Consider the following 18278-nt stretch of genomic DNA (forward strand, 5'->3'; position numbering starts at 1 on the left):
CAGCCGGCTGCTGACACATCGGAGAACATCATGCGCAGATACGGGATTGCCCTGCTCGCTGGCCTGTTGGTCGCAGGAGGCGGCGCACTTGCTGCAAGGCGACTGCAACACACCGAACCGCCCCAGAACAGCACGGTGCCTCTGGCGGTGCCCGTGGTCTCCGCAACCGTGCTCAGCCACGACGTGCCGATTTACCTGCGGGGCGTCGGCACCGTGATCGCGTTCAACAACGTGATCATACGTAGCCAGATCACTGGGCAGCTCACCAAGATCAGCTTCACACAGGGACAGACGGTGAAGAAGGGCGATGTGCTTGCGGACATCGATCCGCGTCCCTACCAGGCTCAGCTCGACCAGGCTATCGCCAATCGCGATCGCGATCAGGCGCAGGTCGAAAATGCTCAAGCCAATCTGAATCGATATACCCCTCTTGCCAAGAATGGCTGGGCGAGCACTCAGCTTGTCGACACCACGAAGGCGCAGGTCGCGCAGCTCCAGGCGATGGTGAAATATGACGAAGGCGTAATCGAGCAGGCCAAGACCAATCTCAGCTACACTCAGCTTAACTCGCCGATTGATGGCGTGACAGGCATCCGCCAGATCGATATCGGCAACATCATTCATCCGACCGACCAGAACGGCCTCGTCGATGTCACCCAGATTCAACCGATTTCGCTGCTGTTCTCGCTGCCGCAGACCGCCTTTGTCGAGATCAACCAGCGAATGGCCGAAGGGCAGCTGAAGGTTCTCGCCTACGGTCAGGATGACACGACCAAGCTTGATGAGGGTGAGCTCGATCTCGTCGATAACCAGATTGTCCAGACCACCGGAACGATCCGCTTGCGTGCGAGCTTTCCCAATACAAAACGCACCCTCTGGCCTGGCGAGCTCGTCAACGCGCGGCTGCTACTCGAGACACGTCACGACGGGCTCACCATTGCGTCGTCTGCGGTTCAGCAAGGACCAAAGGGCGCGTATGTCTGGGTGATTGCACCTGACCAAACCGTGCAGACCCGGCCGGTCGAGGTTTCCGAGATCGGGGGCGGGCAGGTGCTGATCAAGTCGGGCCTTCAGCCCAATGAAAAAGTCGTCGTCGATGGTCAGTATCGTCTCCAGCCCGGGGTGCGCGTGCAAGAGCTTACTGGTGATGCAGCCAAAGTAGCCAACCTGCAGAGCTCGGTCGAAGAGGCCCTCCCATGAACATCTCCGCATCCTTTATCCACCGGCCTATCGCCACCGCCCTGCTGATGTTCGGCCTTTTGCTCGGTGGTCTGGTGACTTACAGACTGCTTCCGGTGGCTGCGCTGCCAAACGTCAACTTCCCGACCATCCAGGTCACCGCTCAGCTTCCCGGCGCTGATCCCCAGACCATGGCCTCGTCGGTCGCAACCCCGCTTGAGCAGCAGTTTTCGCAGATCCCCGGGCTGGTGCAGCTGACTTCTTCCAACGCTCTTGGATTCACCCAGCTGACTGTGCAGTTCGCCCTCAGCCGCAACATCGACAGTGCGGCAACCGATGTGCTGGCGGCGATCAACGCGGCCAGCCCCTACCTGCCGCAGGGCATTCCCTATCCGCCAACCATTCGCAAGGTAAACCCGGCTGAAACCCCGATCCTCGTCTTCGGGTTGACGTCCGATACGCTGCCGTTGACCACGGTCGATGCTTACGCAGAAAACATCCTGGTGCCGAAAATCTCGCAAATCGCGGGTGTCGGTACCGTCGGCATCGGTGGCCAGCAGAAGCCGGCGATTCGCGTTCAGCTCGATCCCCAGGCGCTTGCCAATCGAGGCATCGGTCTGGAGGACGTCCGTAACGTCCTTATGCAGGCCAATGTCGACCAGCCAAAGGGCACGTTGAACAGCCCCAAGCAGACCTTTACGCTCAATACCAACGATCAGCTCCTCAAGCCCGAAGCCTACAAAAATCTCATCGTTGCCTATCGCAACGGCTCACCGGTTTACCTCCGCGACGTCGGCAATGTCATTGAAGGGCCGGAGAACAATCTGCTGGCCGCGTGGTACAACAACAAACGCGCCATCATCCTGGCCGTGCAGCGTCAGCCCGGCGCGAACGTGATCGACACGGTCGATCGCGTACAGGCTCTGCTGCCGCAATTGCAAGCGGCTTTGCCACCGGCCGTCAAGATCAACGTCATTTCGGATCGGACCCAGACTATTCGCGCCTCGGTCTCTGACGTGCAGTTCACACTCCTGCTGACGGTCGCACTCGTCGTGATGGTGATCTTCATCTTCCTTCGCAATTTCTGGGCGACCGTCATTCCCGCCGTCACCGTGCCGCTGTCACTCATCGGCACGTTTGCGGTCCTGTACGAGCTCGGCTACAGCCTCGACAATCTTTCCCTCATGGCGCTGTCGATCGCGATCGGCTTCGTGGTGGACGATGCGGTGGTCGTGATCGAGAACATCGTCCGCCATGTCGAGGCCGGCCTCACCCCGATGGAGGCCGCGCTGCAGGGATCGCGGGAAATCGGCTTTACGATCGTCTCAATCACGCTGTCGCTGATTGCCGTGTTCATTCCCCTGTTCCTGATGGGTGGCTATGTCGGACAGCTCTTCCAGGAATTCGCCGTCACCGTCAGCGTGTCGTTGGTGCTCTCTCTGCTGATCTCGTTGACCCTGACACCCATGCTGTGCGCGCGGCTCCTCAAGCACGACACCAGAAAGCATGGCTGGCTTTATGATCAGTTCGAGCGCGGGTTCAACGGACTGCTCGCCGTTTACGAGCGCGGATTGAAGGTAGCGCTGCGTCATCGCCTGATCACTCTGACGACGCTGTTTCTGGCTATAGGCCTGACCGGCTATCTCTATGTCATCATTCCGAAGGGCTTCTTTCCACAGCAGGATACCGGCATGATCACGGCGATCGCGGAAGCAGGCCAGGATACCTCGTATCCGGCCATGGTCGATCGCATGCAGGCGATCATCAATGTCGTGCTCAAGGATCCGGCCGTCGCTTCGACCGGTGCCCAAATTGGTGCCGGAGGCGCAACCGCCACCCTGAACGACGGCCGGATGTTCATTGCGCTGAAGCCCCTTGGCCAGCGCGGCGCCAGCGCCGATCAAGTGATCGCGCGGCTTCGAACCGAGCTCGCTTCCGTCTCCGGTATCACCCTCTACATGCAGTCCGCGCAGGACATTATGGTGGGGGCGCGTCTGTCCAAAACGCAATATCAGTATACGTTGACGGATGCCGATTCGAATGAACTGACACACTGGTCCGGGATCTTCCTCGAAAAGCTGAAGAAAATTCCCGGTATTATCGATGTCACCAGCGACGAGCAGAACGCGGGGCCACGGCTCAACGTCACGGTGAATCGATCGGTCGCATCGAGCTTCGGCATCCTGCCCTCGAGCATCGATAATACACTCGACGATGCCTTCGGCCAGCGGATCGTCTCGACCATGTTCACACCGCTCAACCAGTATCACGTCGTCATGGAGGTGAATCCGCGCTTCCAGACCAGCCCAATGGCTCTACAGCGCATCTATCTCGCGTCTTCGACCGGACAAGAAGTCCCGCTGAGCACGCTCACGAACAGTGGCCTCACTTCGGCTCCCATCGCGATCAATCACCAGGGCATGTTCCCGTCGACGACGATCTCATTTAACCTGAAGCCCGGCACCTCGCTTGGTGGCGCGGTCGCAGCAATCCACGATTTCGAGCAGCACAGTGGCAAGCCGGCTTCATTGACCACCACGTTCCAGGGTAACGCGAGCGCGTTCCAGTCGGCGTTGGGGGGCGAACTGATCCTGGTATTGGCGGCACTCGTTGTGATCTACATCATCCTGGGCGTGCTCTACGAAAGCCTGATCCATCCGATCACCATTCTCTCTACCTTGCCTTCCGCCGGGCTTGGGGCATTGCTTCTGCTGATGGCTGTACACATGGACCTCAGCGTGATCGCCATCATCGGCGTTATCCTGCTGATCGGTATCGTCAAGAAGAACGGCATCATGATCGTCGACTTCGCGCTCGAGCTCGAGCGGACGGAAGGGGCGGACTCCGAGACATCGATTTATCAGGCTTGCGTTCTCCGTTTCAGGCCCATCCTGATGACAACCATGGCAGCTCTGCTCGGTGGCGTGCCGCTGATGCTTGGAACGGGCAACGGGGCCGAAATCCGCCAACCGCTCGGTTATGCCATCGTAGGCGGCCTGTTGCTTTCTCAACTGCTGACCCTGTTCACAACTCCGGTCGTCTATCTCTATCTAGACCGGCTGCAGCACGTCCTCGGGCGCAGAGCGGCGCGAGCAGCCGAAGCGAAGGCTGCCGCGGACCCAGCGTAATACGCTCGCACGCCTTGGCTGATTCCTTGTCGGCCTCGCAGCAGCCGCCTGCTGCGAGGCCGGCATCCTCCCGTCAGCACGGCGATGTCGGCTAAACGCAAGTTTAGGCGGTTAAAGTCCTATTTAATGGCCTGCCCATCACCTGCGCTCCTACTGTCATTGTGCCGGATTCAGAACATCGGAGCTACACAATGCAGGTCGTCAACGCAGCTGTCGCGTCGCATCGTTTCAGACCAGACAATGATCACTTCAACGGCTACGCCTCTGTCGTAAGAAGATACGAGCTGCTCGAGCCGGACCAGGAACAACAGCTTGCACGGCGCTGGCAAGAGAGCAAAGATCAGCATGCCGCTAATGCCCTCGTCACCAGTCATTTAAGGCTCGCCCATAAACTGGCCAGGAGTTACCGGGGATACGGCCTGCCGCTGGCGGACCTCATGGCCGAGGCGAGCGTCGGACTGGTGCTTGCCGCCTCGAAATACCAACCCGATCGCGGCTCGCGCTTTTCGACTTACGCGGCCTGGTGGATCAGAGCCAGCATTCACGAGTACATCCTCCGCTCGTGGTCGCTGGTCAAGATCGGGACGACGGCGGCCCAGAAAAAGCTGTTCTTCCGCCTGCGCGGAGAAAAGCGGAGGCTAAAGAGCGACGCAGTAGGCGTCACGCCCGAGCTCGCCGAGCAGATTGCGCAAACTCTTGCGGTTACTCCGCGCGAGGTGATCGATATGGACTGTCGCTTGAGCGGGGATCTGTCGCTCAACTCGCCAGTCAATCAAGAGGAAGGCATCGGCGAGTGGCAGGACATGCTGCAGGACGAGGCGCCTAACGCCGAACTCCTTCTTGCGGACTCCGAAGAAGGCACGCAACAGGCCGGCGCCATGCATGCGGCAATCAACATGCTCACCAGGCGGGAGCGTCGCGTGTTCGTGGCACGCCGTTTGACCGACGACCCTCCGACACTCGACCAGCTTGCGCGCGAGCTTTCGATTTCGAGCGAGCGCGTACGGCAGATCGAGATTTGCGCTTTCAGGAAGGTCAAGCGAGCAGCGAGGCACGCTATCGCGAGAGAGAATTGGCAGTCCACCGGATGCCCCTGCTCACGCGCGATTGAGATAGCGTGAAGATAGATTGCATTTAGATCGCCGCGTCCGTTCACACTTCTCTTGAGAAGCCGACTGTTTTGGCTTCCCACATCCAACAGGAGAAATCAATGAGCAAGCTCAAAATCGTTTCGGCCGCGCTAATTGCGACGGCAGTATTGGCCTCGCCCGCAATCGCGCGCGAGAGCCAGGCCGCCACACGGCACGTTGCGGTCAATGTCGAACGCGATGCCGCAACCGCACCCCGCGATATCGACGGCCGCCTCTGCGTCCCCGCACCCCGTGTGGGCGCGTTTGCCACGGCGCCCTGGACCGGCAACAACGTTCCTTGCGAACCGGGCACGTAATGACAGTTAGTGCCACGCGCTAATAGGACGTTCCGACTCGGCTTTCAGACTCCCCGCTCAGCACGGATGGCCCACAGCGCCAAACTGAAAGACGCAATACCGATCGGGCTGCTGGCGATAAGCCGCAGCCCGACTCCCCTTTTGCAAACTCGTGCATTATGGCTAACAGCCAGATCACTAAACTGAAATTTAGTGGTTCTCGCGTCGCGGCGCCCTACCTCACGAGGATCACAATCAGTTGGGGATCCTCGCCGTACATGAGCGCACTTCCCGCCTGCTGCTCGGCGTCCGCCTCCCGAGCAAGCTCGCTTCCGGTGTCGCAAGCATCTCGTGCGCCTGTTCAAGGCTGTGCCAGAGCGGATGCGCGAGACCGTCACCTTCGACAACGGCACCGAGTTCGCATCTCACCTTTCCTTGCAAAGCCTTTTGATGAAGACGTTCTTCTGCGACCCCCATGCTCCCTGGCAGAAAGGCGGCATCGAGAACGCCATCGGCTGCATGCGCCGCTTCATCCCCCGCAGGACCGATCTCGACAAGTTCCAACCCGACGCCTCGTCAAATCCATCGCCGCCTACAACAACACCCCGCGCAAATGCCTTGACTTCAGGACCCCAGCCGAGACCTTTGCTGCTCAAGTGTTGCACTTCGAGTGTGAATCCACCCATCCTCCAAACCCACGGCGAGAAGCTACGGTTTTGCACCGTTACTGGGGCCCTCGCGGAACTGGCCGCAACCGACTTGATCGCGCTACTCGTTGTTTTCGCTGTCATTCCGAACGATGGGATACAGAAGAGAACAGTGTAGTGGCGGAAGGAGCATCCTCCGAACCCACGGCGAAAAACTACAGCTTGGGCGAAGAATTAGCGCAACATCGCGGAATTCTTCGGTGGTTTTGCGGTAGATTCGAACAATCGGATACTGGGGAGAGCTGTGGCGTAGCGTGGCGGAGAGGGAGTCAGTCAATCCCCTTTGAAACATAAAGCATTTTCTGCCTTCCGAGATCAAACCCACCATTTGAACTCCGAACGCTACCGCCTTTCCCCACACCAACCAAACCTACGATCTTATCCAATCCTTTGCATGACGCAGTTCGTGGCCCGCGTCGACGATTAGAGCCGAAGAGCCCGGCCTCGGTGGATCACCGCCGGCGCGTTGCGCACCTTGATAAGATCGGCAGTCGAAGGGATCCGCTGCACAACGCCATCGATTTGACGGGTTCAAATCGGGGAGGCGCAACCACGTCAGCGAGTGCCAGTCACGCCCCGCTAGGACGCCCCGGATGCGGTAAGCGGATGATAGCCTGGATCCTTGAGCAACGCATGCATTTGGCGCCGGCGAACGCCCATGTTGCCGCCGTCGAACAGAGGAAACGCCATCGCGTCCTGCAACAAGCCGGCCAGCGGCACCTGATGATCATAACTCTCGATCCCGACAACCCTCATCAGATCGGTGATCACCCTGACGGCGGTTTCCGAACCGAAGATCTTCGATTGCAGCGACAGTTCAAATGCTCCGGGTGCCTGAACGTCGAGGGCGTGGCAAGCTTTCCAGCTCAGGTAACGCGCAGCCTCGATCGCGGTCTTGGCATCGGCCAACGCATAACCAACGGCCTGATGTTCGATGATGGGGACTGCGCCGGCGCGACGCTCGGTGCGCGCAAAATTCAGCGCGAAGTCGAAAGCGGCCCGCATCAGCGCCACGCCAAACACGCCGACTAGCGCCGCGGTTCCGGCAAAGCTCGCTTCCACCAGTTCCAGCCCGCCCCCGGCGGGGCCGAGGACGTTTTCCTTCGGCGCGCGGACTTGGTCCAGTCGGAAGCGTGGCGTGAGATGGGCGCGGTGCCCCATTGAGTCCGATAGGCGCTCGATAACGATGCCGCTTGAAGGCCCCGGCACCGCGATGACGGAAATAGCGCGCTCGGGCGGGGCCCCGGAATCGGTCCGGCAAACCACGCACATGAGGTCCGCGCCCTCTCCATCCCAGCCGGTCGCGCTTGAGACCCATTGTTTTGCGCCGGTAATCACCCATTCGTTGCCATCGAGCCGCGCTGTGGTGCGAACCCCTTCAGCGGGCGCCGGAGATGCGAAATTCGCGCTCCCGCCGGGCTCGCTGAAGGCAAAAGCGGCCAGCGGCGCTCCCGAACGCGCAAGGAACGGTGCTAGAAAATGCCGTTGCTGCTCCGGTGTGCCCGCAAGCATGACCGGAGTAAGTCCGAGCAAGGCGCCAAACATGGTCAGCGACACGTTGACGTCGACGGATTGAAACTCCTCCGCGACCACTGCCATGTCGAGCACGCCCGTCCCCTCCCCGCCCAGTGGCGCGGGAATCAACCGGCGCAAAAATCCAGCCTTGATCACCTGTTCGTAGAAGGGCTTGGTGGCAGCGAAGCGGTCCGCGGGGGTCGGCAGATGCCGCGTCGCATCGCGGACGTCGACAAGAACTTTTTGTGCGAATTGCCGCGCGCACAACTGCAGCTCGCGTTGGGCAGGCGTCAGCGTGAAATCGATCGGCATGCGGCTCTCCCTGATGCGATCCGGCGCGTCGGATTAGACGATGCAGCCTGGGTCGAGAACCAAAGAGGACTAAGCCCCGGCCGGCTCGAAGTCATTGACGTGGTGTCCTTGCCGATTTGGCAAAATGTCCACCTGACTGGCATGAGATTTGTCTGTATGCTGGTCTAAGAGGCCACATTTCGGACCGGCGACCATGAAAAGCGCTTCCTGGAGTACCGGCGACGTTCAGCCCGCAGAACGCTTCGCCTATTGGCGCGAGGCCGTTTGCCAAACCTATCTGCCGCTCGAACCGGAAGAGCTGTCTTCGGGTTATTTCGATGGCGATCTCAAAAGCATCAGCGGTGCTTCGCTGCAACTGTCGCGGGTCAGGACAATCGCGTCGGTTGTTCGCAGAACCCGCAGCGGCATCGGCTCTTTCCAGGACGGTTCATTCTTCGCCAACCTTCAGATCGCAGGCGAAGCCGTCGTCGAGCAACACGGCACCCAAACCCTGGCGCATGCCGGCGATATCGTTCTGGTCGATACCAACGAACCGTTTACGATCCGATTCGAGCAGGGCTGCAACATCATCTGCGCCAACATTCCCGGTGACAGGCTGCGGCGACACCTGCGGCAGGTATCGCGCCGGCCGGCGAGCGTGATATCCGGCTGCGGTGCCGGGCGGCTGGCATCGGCCTATCTCGGTGCACTCGCGGAAATTCCGGAGGATTTCGACTTCGTCGACGATCTGGCTGCCGATCAGCTTTGTGCGCTGTTGGTACGGGCCACGTCGGTCGGTACTGTCGTCACCCCACCTCATTCGCGCCAGCAGCACCTGTTGCAACGCATTCTGACTCTCATCGCCGACGAACTCTACAACCCGCGTCTTTCAGCAAAATACGCCTGCCATCATTTGAAAATCTCGCGCAGTCGCCTGTTCGCCGTGCTAACCGAAGCGGGCCTGACGTTCGCGACGCGCGTCCGTGAAACACGACTTAATCACAGCCTCGAACAGCTCTCTGATCCCCGATTTTCCGAATTGGCGATCGGAGAAATTTCGCGTCGCTGTGGCTTCGCCAATCAGGAAACCTTCAACCGCGCTTTCCGGAAGCGGTTTCGCGCCACGCCCGGCGCCTGCCGTGCAGGGACGGCAGCTCGATAGTGGGGAGCCTCTCTACGCCAGGTTCGGTTTCCAATCCTCGCATCAAGCCGCGCAGCGGAACCCGGCGGCAATGTCAGCTTCCGATTCCACCTGCGAATGGAGCACCTTCTGCTGTTTCGTGAAGATCGAGACCGGCACAGAATGCGTGGCCCGCGCCGCGAAGCACGACGGTCCGCGCCGAACGATCATTGAAGAGATCGCCGAAATAGTGGCTCAGTTCCGTGGTCATGGGCGTATTGATGGCGTTCAGCGCCTCGGGTCGGTTCAACGTCACCCAGTGCACCGGACCGCGGCGTTCAACCAAAATCGTCTTGTACGTCATCGTCGGCTCTACGATCATCTTCCGGTTTGAACGTCGTACCCGCGTCGCTCCGAAATGCTTGTCGATACCCAGCGCTTCCAGGATAAAAAGGATCAGGACCAGATGATGCGCCTGGGCTGGTACCGCGCGGTCCATGTCAAGATCGTCGCGGTTGCGCGCAAGCTTGCCGGCATCCTGCACCGGATGTGGGTCAACGAAACCGACTTCAAAACCGGCTTCGGCGCCAAGGTCACGCAAAGGCTTAGATTGAAACCTGCACAATAGCTGCTGTGCAGATGACGACGGATGAGCGCTGGGTTTACATCCAGCATGTCGAGGAGGAGCAAAATTAGAGATCCGCGCGCGCGGTGAACCCCCGACCTTGGTTTCGCTCTTTAGCGATCAATTGAAATAGTTTCAGCTAAGGGCGATCATTGACAACAACGGCACTTCAGGCGCCAAAGCTAGGAAGCGCGTCCGGGTGGGCTGGACGCAAGCTTACCGTATATTGCGCGCCACCGCATTGACCCGCTGTCCCAGATTGCCGCGCAAGATATTGGTTCGATGCGAACCTCTCGACTCCCAAGCGCCACCTCATGTCGCCACTTCCGAGGCCGCGGCCTTTTGTAGCGCTCGCTGGCGCCAGGTTGCGCCCCCGACCAGCACGATGACTACGCCAAGCACCGCCAACATGAGATCGCCGCGTTCCCCATCACGGGCAAACCTGGCCACGACGCCGAACGAGGCGAGAAGCGCATTCAGCGTGGCGCCGAGAGGACCGGCAAACAGCGTCTCTAGTTTCGGCTCGATCGCAGGGTCCATCGCGATCACCTCGCCCGCGATCCAGCCGAGCAGCGCCGCGCCGGCCCACATCAGGATCGGCAGACGGCAGAGCAGAGCCATGATTAGCGCTGCACCGGCGACGATAAGGGGAATGCTGATCGCCAGCCCAAGGATCAGAAGCGGCACGCTCCCCTTTGCAGCGGCGGCCACCGCGATCACGTTGTCGAGGCTCATGACGATATCGGCAACCAAGACGATTTGGATCGCCGCCCACAAATGCGCGGCCGACTCGACGCCCTCTTGGTCCTCCTCTTCCGGCACCAACAGCTTGGCCGCGATCACAAGCAGTGCCAGTCCGCCCACCAACTTGAGATACGGCAGGCCCATCAGAGTCGCGACAAGGCCGGTGAACATGATCCGCAGCAACACCGCGGCGCCAGCACCGAAGATCATGCCCCAGAGCCGCTGCCGCGCGTCGAGACTGCGGCAGGCAAGCGCAATCACCAGTGCGTTGTCGCCGGATAGCAGCATGTTGATCCAGATGATCTTACCAACGGCGACCCAAAAGGTCGTCGTTATCATCTCGCCCTTGAGCTGACCCAACAACACACCAAAGTTCGGGGAATCAACGATCTGCCAAAGCCATTCCATAGAACACTCCTGCAAAACTGCGCTACGCTCAACCAAGCCAAGGACCTGGCGCGCCGCCTTCGATTCCGGGCTTAATGAGAAATATTGAGCGCTACCAGAAACCTTGAGACCATGTTGTAGGCAGCGACGGTTGCCACGAGCTCCACGATCCCCTTATCGTCAAACTCCTGCTTGAGCCTTCGGAAGAGGTGTTCCGGAACCGTCACGTCGCGGGTCATCGCATCGGTCAGTTCAAGCGCCAATTTCTCGCGTGGATCAAAAGCTTGCGAGACCGTTTTCTCCGTTACGGCCTCTATCTTTCCGCCATCGAGACCGGCGCGCACTGCTATAGGTACATGAGCTTCGAACTCGAAACTTGCCCGGTTGAGCACGGCGACACGCAGAATGATCAATTCACGCAAACCGGCGGAGATCGACGTTTGATTGCGTACGGCAGTGAGCATCTGCTCCCAGCCGGAGGCTATCGGGGCGGAGTTGAGCAGTACCTGATACAAGAGAGAAATCCGGCCTCGCTCGGCGGAAATACGTTCCTCCAGCTCGGCAAGCTCCGGACGTGTGCCCGGCACGATCAATGGGACTCGAATTCCTTCGCCCACGTCATTCACCCTTGATGCCCTTGGCCTTGATGAGCGCGGACCACTTCTCCGTATCCCTCTTGAGAATGGCCGCAAGCTCGGCAGGCGTCGAAGGCGCAGGTTCAGCCCCCATCGCCGACAGCTTTGCCTTGACGTCGGGGTTCGTCAGGGCCGCGCGGACACCCCTGTTCAAGGTCTCGACCGGGTCGGGAGAAGTCTTCGATGAGACAAAGAGTGCGTACCAGTTGTTGGTATCGATCCCCTTCAGGCCCTGCTCCTCGAATGTCTTGACGTCGGGCAGCGCCGGATGCCGTGTTGGCGCAGCCACTCCGACCGCGCGCAGCCTGCCCCCTCTCACATGGCCGAGCAGCCCCGGAACGTCGCCAAAGAAACCTGCAACCTGGCCACCCATGACGTCGGACAGGGCCGGCGCGGCCCCCTTGTAGGGAATGTGCAGAAAGCTCACTCCGGTCGCGTCCGACAGCTGCTCGATCGCAAGATGAGGAATCGATCCAACGCCCGACGATGCCATTGGCGTCTCCTTGGACAGCCCGGCGTTGGCGACAAATTCGGCGGCATCTTTCGCCTTGTCGTTCGTGTTGATCACCAGGACTTCGACGTTATTCACGACCACTGAAACCGGAGCGAAGTCCCTCGTCATGTCGTAGGCGAGCTTGTCGTAGAGAGACGGGTTGATCGCGGCCGCGCCGACCGACGTTATCCAGATCGTCCCTCCGTCTGGAGGCGATTTCATCACCTCCTGCGCGCCAATCGCTCCGTTCGCACCCGGCTTGTTCTCCACAATGACCGTTCGGCCGAGCTCTTTACCGAGCTGGTCGGCCACGACACGAGCGACACTGTCGACGGGACCGCCCGGCGCAAACGCGACGATGATGCGCATCATCTTGCTTTGAGCGGATGAGGGCCGCGTCAACACAGCACAGCCAGCGGCCGCCAGGAATGTACGCCTCAGCATCTCTTGTCCTCCCTTTTGCTCTTTAGTCGCACCGAGCCACCATGCCGCCATCGACGACGATCTCGGTTCCGGTCACGAAGCGCGCTTCGTCGGATGCGAGGTACGCAACGGCCGCCGCCGTATCGCGGCCGTCTCCCATGAAGCCAAGCGGAATGCGCTTGACCCGCGAGGCGAGCAGCGCCTCGACATCCCCGCCGCTGCGCTGCTTGGCAAGGCGTGTCTCGACCATGGGAGTGTGAAGCTGCCCCGGAACAACCGTGTTAATGCGAATTCCGTCGGGAGCGTGCTGCACGGCAATGACGCGCGACATGTGGATCACCCCCGCCTTGGTCGCTGCATAGGCGACCTGCGCAGAACCGGTCCAGCGCAGTCCGGATGTCGACGCAAGATTGACGATGGCGCCTGTCTTTCTCGCAATCATATGCGGCAACACATGTTTGCAAGTGAGGAAAACGCTTTTGAGATTGACGTCAATTTGCATATCCCAAACGTCTTCCGGCAACTCTACCGGGCCTCCGGCTGCCGAACCGCCGACATTGTTGACGAGAACGTCGATCTTGCCGAAACGCGCGACACACGTCTCGACCATCTCTGCGATGGAGGCGTTGGATGTCACGTCACAGGCTTGCGGAATGATGGCGCTGCCAAGCGCGCCCGCCCGCTCGATCGTTTCCTCGACGCGAGAGAGATCGCGGTCGCAGGCTATGACCGTGGCTCCCTCCTCAGCGAGACGGACCGCTATCGCTCGGCCGTTGCCCCAGCCAGGACCGACGCAGCCGGCGCCGGTCACGAAGGCAATCTTGTCCCTGAAGCGTTGCATCATACGTTTTCTCCGAAGCCGTAGAGTCGTGCAGGATTGCTCACCATCAGGGCGTGTCGCGCTGCTTCCTCTGGTGCGATATCGGAGATCCTGCTCACCAGTTCGCGATCGTCCGGGATCGGCCCTTGGTGGTTCGGATGCGGCCAATCGTTGCCCCAGACCACCCGGTCGGTGTATTCGGACACAAGGGTTCGGGCGAAGGGAACGGCGTCCGCATAGGGCGGACCTTTGCGCGTGATGCGGTCAATACCGGAGACTTTCATCCAGCAAGCCGGATGATTCATCAGACGGCGCATTGCATCGAAGTGATGCTGATCGAGCCCCAAGGCCGCGTCGATGCGACCGATGTGATCGATCACGACGGGGACAGGCCCTTTCAGCAGACACGGAACGATCTCTTCGAGAACCACGCTTGGATCGCCGTGTACCTGCAGATGCCATCCGAGCCGCGCAATGCGTCCGGCGAGCCTCAGAACCGCTTCAACAGAGTCCCCCTCGCCCAGGTGATGCATGTAGTTGAACCTCACGCCCCGAAACCCTGCCACATCGAGGCGCTTCAGCTCTGCGTCCGAGACGTCGGTTGGTACGAGGGCGATTCCCCGATAGGTCGCGGGTCTGGCGGCGATTGCATCTTCGGTCGCGCGGTTGTCGTAGCCATGCACCTTGGACTGCACGATCACACAGCGCTCCAATCCAAGCGCGTCGTTCAAGGCAAACAGTGCTTCCTTCGGAGCCTCAGCCGTGGGCGGGGGGCTGAGCTGATCAAAGGGAAAAAGCCCCGCCGGTCCGAAGACATGGCAATGCGCGTTGCAGGACGGCCGAGGAAGTGACCCAGTCACGACGGTAGGCCCCGGGAATGAGCAACGGCTTCACCCGCTTCCTGAGCGTCGGAAGCAGGAGCCGCGAGGACCGCGACGGCGTCTGCCGCACGTACGCCTGCCCCTTGCGGAAGAACAAAGATCGGATTGATTTCCGCCTCGACAAGCCTGTCGCCCAGCTGGCTCACCATGGCGGAGAAATCGACAATCGCCGTCACCGCTGCGTCGACGTCCAGCTTGGGACGCCCGCGATATCCGTCGAGCAACGGCCAGCACTTCAGGCATTGCAGCGTTGCAAGAGCATCGTCACGACTAAGCGTAGCGCCCGGCGCAAGGAGCCGAACGAATGTGTCGTTCATCAGTTCGGCCGTTAATCCGCCCATGCCGAGAAGCAGAACCGCGCCCAGCGGATCACGGTGGCAGCCAAGAATAAGCTCGAGACCTCCCGGCGGGACCATCTCCTGGACAAGAAAGGCCTCCGGATCAACGCCGGTTTTGGCTTTGACGGCGACCCGCATGGTGTGAAGTCGCTCGCCAATGGTCTCGGCGTCGAGATTGACTGCAACGCCGCCAACATCGCTTTTGTGAGTGATCGTGGAAGACAGGATTTTCAAGACTACCTTGCCGCCAAAGGAACGCGCCGCCTGCATCGCCTCGTCCGCCGTCGCGACGACGGCCTCGCCAACGACGGGCAAGCCAAAACGGGCAAACAATGACTTGGCCTTATGCTCGTCGAGGGAGCCTTGCCAATCCTCGGGAATATCGACGGATCGCGGTCCCGGCGCAGCCTGCGTTTGCGCGATCGGCTGTCCTGCGGTCCAGAGTGCGGACAGCGCCGAGGCGACAGCTTCTGGCGTATCGAATGCCGGCGTTCCGCACCGCGTCAGGCGGGCAGCCGCTTCAGGCGCATGAGGGCTGATATAGGCCAGAACCGGCTTCGACGGTTGCGGGACGGCGTCGCGGATCGCACTGCTGACGAGTTCAGGGTTTCCAACGCCGGAGGAACCAACGATGACCGTGAGTGCGTCATAGGATGGGCTGTCCAGCAACGCCCTGATGCAACCTTTCAATACGTCGGGTTGGAGACCGGCAAGAGTCAGGTCGATGGGATTTGTGTCGAGAGCGCCATGACCGTCAGGCATGGCGGCCAGCAGCTTGTCCACAGTTGGCTTGTCCGGTACCGGCGCATCGAAACCGGACAGGCCAAGGCTGTCGGCCACCAGTGTCCCGGCGCCGCCAGTCGAGGTCAGGATCGCGATCCGCCGGCCCTTGAGCACTGGTTGGGTGGCGAGCGCCGCCGGAATGTCGATGAGATCGCCGAACGTCTGCGCCCGAATGATCCCGAGATCGCGGAAGAACGCATCGTATGTCCGGTCGCTGCCGGCCATGGCGCCGGTATGCGACGCGGCTGCACGCGCTCCGGCGGCGGAACGGCCGATCTTCAGGGCAACGATCGATTTGCCAGCGGCTCTTGCCTTGAGCGCTGCGCGTCTGAAGCTATCCGCGTGGCGGATCGATTCGATGTAGAGAACGATGACCGACGTATCGGGATCGTCCGCAAGGTAATCGATGAAATCGGCGATCTCGAGATCTGCTTCGTTGCTGGTTGCAACCAGCTTCGACAGGCCGATGCCGCGCGCCGACGCGCGGGAGAGCAGAGCGCCGAGAATACCCCCGCTTTGCGAGACCACCCCGACTGATCCTCTCGTGAACGAACCGGCCGCGAGCGCTCCGCTGGCCGACAGGGGAACGCCATCCGAAACGTTGACCAGGCCAATGGTATTTGGCCCGAGAATACGCATCGGGCCGGCAGCTTCGAGCAGCTGCAACTGGCGCCGTTTTCCTTCTTCCCCGCTTTCGCCAAATCCGCTCGCAAGAACAATGGCGTGTTTCGTTCCCTTCTTCGCCAGCGCCTGCACAGCGTCCATAGTGCGCGACGCGCCAAGAACGATCATCGCTACGTCCGGCGCCGCGGGCAGCGCTTCGACGGTCCCGTAGCAGCGCAATCCTTCGATCAAGTCGACGCGCGGATTGACGGGATAGATCTCTCCATTGAAATGTTGCTGACGCAGAAACTTCACCGGCAGGCCGGAGGTCTTGGTGGAATCGGCGGATGCGCCGACGATTGCGACGCTTCGAGGATTGAAGAGCGTTTCCAGCGACATGTAGGATCAACCTGTCGTCTTGGAGAGAAACGCCATCACGGCGTCACGATGCTCGGAGCTGGTGTAGCAGATGCCCTGTGCCTGGCTGCCGCTGGCAAAAATCGAAGCGGCGGCGTTCTCGAATGACTTGTCGAGAATTGTCTTTCCCAGGGCAATTGCAGTGGCGGAGCCGGCCGAGAGCGTGCGCGCCCATTCCTGCGCATCTGCAAGCAAGCTCTCCGGAGAGCTGGTTCGATCGGCAATACCGAGCGACAAGGCCTCGTCCGCGTCAACCCTCCGACCGGTGAAGATGAGTTCCTTGGACCGCGCCAAACCGACCCTGCGCGGCAGAAAATACATGCCGCCGCCGTCGGGGATGAGGCCCCGCAGCACATAGGACCACGTGAAGCTGGCGAACGGACTTGCAATCACAAAGTCGCAAGCCATAGCGGTGTCTGCGCCCAATCCAGCCGCAGCACCGTTCACGGCTGCAATCGTCGGCTTTGGCATGGAATGAAGGAGCGTCATGGCATGGTGGACGCGCTGTTGTCGCGTCCACCCATTGAACGCGACCTCCCCCGCTGGGGCGTTCATGCGCCCTTTCATCGCCGCAATATCTCCACCGGCGCAGAAGCCCTTGCCAGCCCCCGTGAGGACCATCGCTCGGATAGACTTGTCCGCAGCGATATCTTCCAGGGCGGAAATTAATTCGGTCCGCAACTCATCGCTCATGGCATTGCGCTTGTCGGGTCGGTTGAGCGTGAGCGTTGCTACTCCCTCGGAGACAGATTTGAGAACGAGGCCGGTCATGCTGCTACTCCGTGGTGATCTTGTTTTCGGTGATGATCTTGCGCCAGCGCTCCATGTCGGCACGTACGAAGGCGTCCAACTCAGGCGGTGAGCCGGGTCGCAGGGTAATGCCCTCGCCTTCAGCGCGTTTGATGAAGCTTTGGTCCTGCGCGGCCACTTTGACCGCATCGACGATCTTGTCGATGATCTGCTGCGGCGTTCCGGAGCGGGCATAAAGTGCATACCAGCTATCGACGACGTAGCCGGGCACGGTCTCTTCGACCGTCGGCACTCCGGAGATCTTGGACTGCCCCGCCGGCGCCGTCACGGCAATGGGCCTCAATCGATTGTTCGCGATGAAGCCGGCGACCGCCGCGTTGGTCGCGAACATCATGTCAACCTGTCCTCCAAGAAGATCGGTCAGTGCAGGACCCGCTCCACGATATGGAACGTGCAGCAAATCGATCTTCGCCAGATTCTTCAGCATTTCACCGGCCAGATGCGCAGACGTGCCACTGCCCTGCGAGGCGAAGGAGAATTTGCCGGGAGATTTCTTTGCTGCCTCGATAATGTCACCGACGGTCTTGAACGGGCTATCGGGCCTCACCACAAGCACATTGTGCGAATCGCCGATAAGCGTGACCGCCGCGAAGGCCTTCTGTGTGTCGTAAGGCATCTTCGGCTGCATGCTGGGATTGACTGCATGCGCGAGCGTCGCGACGAGCAATGTGTATCCGTCGGCGGGACTGCTGGCGACCGCCTCCGAGCCGATCATCGTGCTGCCGCCGGGCTTGTTTTCGATGATGACGGGCTGCTTCAGGGACTTCGCCATGAGGGAGCCCAGACTTCTGGCTATCGTGTCCGTGCCGCCGCCCGGAGCAAACGGAACGATCAGGCGGATTGGCTTCTCCGGAAATTCCGCCCGTGCCGGCATGGTCAAGGAGGATTGCAAGACGGTTGCCAACGTTAGCAACCCGACAAGCCTGACCACCTTGCGTCCGCTGATCCACATG

At 60.6% G+C, this 18278-nt stretch carries 16 protein-coding genes; 6 read left to right on the forward strand and 10 right to left on the reverse strand.

Annotation, left to right across the window (positions count from 1 at the left end; all coding sequences use genetic code 11):
- Nucleotides 1–30 precede the first annotated feature (30 nt).
- The 5 genes from ABIA96_RS31580 (at nucleotide 31) to ABIA96_RS31600 (ending at nucleotide 6558) form a co-directional block, all read left to right on the forward strand.
- Nucleotides 31–1200: an efflux RND transporter periplasmic adaptor subunit gene (locus ABIA96_RS31580; protein WP_354140829.1), complete on the forward strand. Its 1170-nt coding sequence runs from the start codon at nucleotides 31–33 to the stop codon at nucleotides 1198–1200.
- On the forward strand, nucleotides 1197–4307 hold the full coding sequence (locus tag ABIA96_RS31585; protein WP_354140830.1) for an efflux RND transporter permease subunit: 3111 nt from the start codon (nucleotides 1197–1199) through the stop codon (nucleotides 4305–4307). Before ABIA96_RS31580 ends, ABIA96_RS31585 begins: the two co-directional genes overlap by 4 nt.
- A 191-nt stretch (nucleotides 4308–4498) precedes the next feature.
- Entirely contained in the window at nucleotides 4499–5428 is a 930-nt protein-coding gene (locus ABIA96_RS31590) for an RNA polymerase factor sigma-32 (protein WP_354140831.1), read from the forward strand.
- Between the two features lie 89 nt (nucleotides 5429–5517).
- Entirely contained in the window at nucleotides 5518–5754 is a 237-nt protein-coding gene (locus tag ABIA96_RS31595) for a hypothetical protein (RefSeq protein ID WP_354140832.1), read from the forward strand.
- A 330-nt stretch (nucleotides 5755–6084) separates the two neighbouring features.
- Complete coding sequence (locus ABIA96_RS31600; protein ID WP_354140833.1) at nucleotides 6085–6558, forward strand: hypothetical protein; 474 nt, start codon at nucleotides 6085–6087, stop codon at nucleotides 6556–6558.
- 461 nt (nucleotides 6559–7019) lie between these two features.
- Here the strand turns inward: ABIA96_RS31600 and ABIA96_RS31605 are convergent, their stop codons facing one another.
- Nucleotides 7020–8267, reverse strand: coding sequence for an acyl-CoA dehydrogenase family protein (locus ABIA96_RS31605; RefSeq protein WP_354140834.1), 1248 nt, complete (start codon nucleotides 8265–8267; stop codon nucleotides 7020–7022).
- Between the two features lie 193 nt (nucleotides 8268–8460).
- Here ABIA96_RS31605 and ABIA96_RS31610 point away from each other — a divergent pair, with 193 nt between their 5' ends.
- Nucleotides 8461–9408 carry an AraC-like ligand-binding domain-containing protein gene (locus ABIA96_RS31610; RefSeq protein ID WP_354140835.1) on the forward strand — a complete coding sequence of 316 codons (948 nt, stop codon included), beginning with the start codon at nucleotides 8461–8463 and terminating at the stop codon, nucleotides 9406–9408.
- Between the two features lie 73 nt (nucleotides 9409–9481).
- Here the strand turns inward: ABIA96_RS31610 and ABIA96_RS31615 are convergent, their stop codons facing one another.
- The 9 genes from ABIA96_RS31615 to ABIA96_RS31655 form a co-directional block, all read right to left on the reverse strand.
- Nucleotides 9482–9967: an enoyl-CoA hydratase/isomerase family protein gene (locus ABIA96_RS31615; RefSeq protein WP_354140836.1), complete on the reverse strand. Its 486-nt coding sequence runs from the start codon at nucleotides 9965–9967 to the stop codon at nucleotides 9482–9484.
- Between the two features lie 336 nt (nucleotides 9968–10303).
- On the reverse strand, nucleotides 10304–11143 hold the full coding sequence (locus ABIA96_RS31620; RefSeq protein WP_354140878.1) for a TerC family protein: 840 nt from the start codon (nucleotides 11141–11143) through the stop codon (nucleotides 10304–10306).
- 71 nt (nucleotides 11144–11214) lie between these two features.
- The gene (locus ABIA96_RS31625) at nucleotides 11215–11739 is read right to left on the reverse strand and encodes a carboxymuconolactone decarboxylase family protein (RefSeq protein WP_354140837.1); all 525 of its coding nucleotides are present in this window, start codon (nucleotides 11737–11739) and stop codon (nucleotides 11215–11217) included.
- A gap of 1 nt (nucleotide 11740) precedes the next feature.
- Nucleotides 11741–12622, reverse strand: coding sequence for a Bug family tripartite tricarboxylate transporter substrate binding protein (locus ABIA96_RS31630; protein ID WP_354140838.1), 882 nt, complete (start codon nucleotides 12620–12622; stop codon nucleotides 11741–11743).
- 94 nt (nucleotides 12623–12716) lie between these two features.
- Nucleotides 12717–13484, reverse strand: coding sequence for an SDR family NAD(P)-dependent oxidoreductase (locus tag ABIA96_RS31635; protein WP_354140839.1), 768 nt, complete (start codon nucleotides 13482–13484; stop codon nucleotides 12717–12719).
- Nucleotides 13485–13513: 29 nt separating this feature from the next.
- Nucleotides 13514–14353, reverse strand: coding sequence for an amidohydrolase family protein (locus ABIA96_RS31640; protein ID WP_354140840.1), 840 nt, complete (start codon nucleotides 14351–14353; stop codon nucleotides 13514–13516).
- Nucleotides 14350–16497, reverse strand: coding sequence for an acetate--CoA ligase family protein (locus tag ABIA96_RS31645; protein ID WP_354140841.1), 2148 nt, complete (start codon nucleotides 16495–16497; stop codon nucleotides 14350–14352). Before ABIA96_RS31645 ends, ABIA96_RS31640 begins: the two co-directional genes overlap by 4 nt.
- 6 nt (nucleotides 16498–16503) lie before the next feature.
- Nucleotides 16504–17286: an enoyl-CoA hydratase/isomerase family protein gene (locus tag ABIA96_RS31650; protein ID WP_354140842.1), complete on the reverse strand. Its 783-nt coding sequence runs from the start codon at nucleotides 17284–17286 to the stop codon at nucleotides 16504–16506.
- A 4-nt stretch (nucleotides 17287–17290) separates the two neighbouring features.
- Nucleotides 17291–18277, reverse strand: coding sequence for a tripartite tricarboxylate transporter substrate binding protein (locus tag ABIA96_RS31655; RefSeq protein WP_354140843.1), 987 nt, complete (start codon nucleotides 18275–18277; stop codon nucleotides 17291–17293).
- Nucleotide 18278 lies beyond the last annotated feature (1 nt).

Origin of the sequence: Bradyrhizobium sp. LB11.1 (genome assembly GCF_040549385.1) — a bacterium.
Classification (GTDB): domain Bacteria; phylum Pseudomonadota; class Alphaproteobacteria; order Rhizobiales; family Xanthobacteraceae; genus Bradyrhizobium.

What these genes read in the sequence shown, in the direction of transcription:
- ABIA96_RS31630 (WP_354140838.1), bottom strand. Translation starts at nt 12,622, where the DNA reads ATGATGCGCATCATCGTCGCGTTTGCGCCGGGCGGTCCCGTCGACAGT.
- ABIA96_RS31655 (WP_354140843.1), bottom strand. Translation starts at nt 18,277, where the DNA reads ATGTGGATCAGCGGACGCAAGGTGGTCAGGCTTGTCGGGTTGCTAACG.
- ABIA96_RS31595 (WP_354140832.1), top strand. Translation starts at nt 5,518, where the DNA reads ATGAGCAAGCTCAAAATCGTTTCGGCCGCGCTAATTGCGACGGCAGTA.
- ABIA96_RS31580 (WP_354140829.1), top strand. Translation starts at nt 31, where the DNA reads ATGCGCAGATACGGGATTGCCCTGCTCGCTGGCCTGTTGGTCGCAGGA.
- ABIA96_RS31590 (WP_354140831.1), top strand. Translation starts at nt 4,499, where the DNA reads ATGCAGGTCGTCAACGCAGCTGTCGCGTCGCATCGTTTCAGACCAGAC.
- ABIA96_RS31645 (WP_354140841.1), bottom strand. Translation starts at nt 16,497, where the DNA reads ATGTCGCTGGAAACGCTCTTCAATCCTCGAAGCGTCGCAATCGTCGGC.
- ABIA96_RS31620 (WP_354140878.1), bottom strand. Translation starts at nt 11,143, where the DNA reads ATGGAATGGCTTTGGCAGATCGTTGATTCCCCGAACTTTGGTGTGTTG.
- ABIA96_RS31610 (WP_354140835.1), top strand. Translation starts at nt 8,461, where the DNA reads ATGAAAAGCGCTTCCTGGAGTACCGGCGACGTTCAGCCCGCAGAACGC.
- ABIA96_RS31605 (WP_354140834.1), bottom strand. Translation starts at nt 8,267, where the DNA reads ATGCCGATCGATTTCACGCTGACGCCTGCCCAACGCGAGCTGCAGTTG.
- ABIA96_RS31650 (WP_354140842.1), bottom strand. Translation starts at nt 17,286, where the DNA reads ATGACCGGCCTCGTTCTCAAATCTGTCTCCGAGGGAGTAGCAACGCTC.
- ABIA96_RS31585 (WP_354140830.1), top strand. Translation starts at nt 1,197, where the DNA reads ATGAACATCTCCGCATCCTTTATCCACCGGCCTATCGCCACCGCCCTG.